The sequence below is a fragment of the Burkholderia sp. Bp9143 genome (genome assembly GCF_003853645.1).
Classification (GTDB): Bacteria; Pseudomonadota; Gammaproteobacteria; order Burkholderiales; family Burkholderiaceae; genus Burkholderia.
On the sequence record NZ_QTPO01000187.1, the window covers coordinates 1 to 337 of the forward strand.

Genomic DNA, 337 nt, shown 5'->3' on the forward strand with positions numbered 1-337 from the left:
ACAGCGTGTGTGGAACCGACTCGCTGCTGCTGCCGGTTCCTTTACCAGCCCGTGCGTCGGGCTGGTCTTTTTCTACCTGGGAGCGGGCAGTGTCGACGACGGCACCCGCTCCTCTCCGTGATCGAGCTTCAATATGACCCTGCGCGACACCACTCACCTGCTCCGCCGACTCAATCCGCACTGCACCAAAGCGCTCGAAGCGGCCGCGAGTCTATGCCAAACGCGCCTTGCAGATGAGATCACGGTCGAGCACTGGTTATTGAAGCTGATCGAGGCCGGAGACGGCGACATTCCTGCAATCCTGCGGCACTACGGGATCGACATCGACAAGGTCTGG

Annotated in this window: 1 protein-coding gene; it reads left to right on the plus strand. The window is 61.1% G+C overall.

All coding sequences use genetic code 11. The features are described from left to right. Positions 1-133: 133 nt before the first annotated feature. Positions 134-337 (plus strand): Clp protease N-terminal domain-containing protein (locus DIE23_RS39280; protein WP_148093516.1); only part of this gene is annotated, 204 nt, incomplete at its 3' end.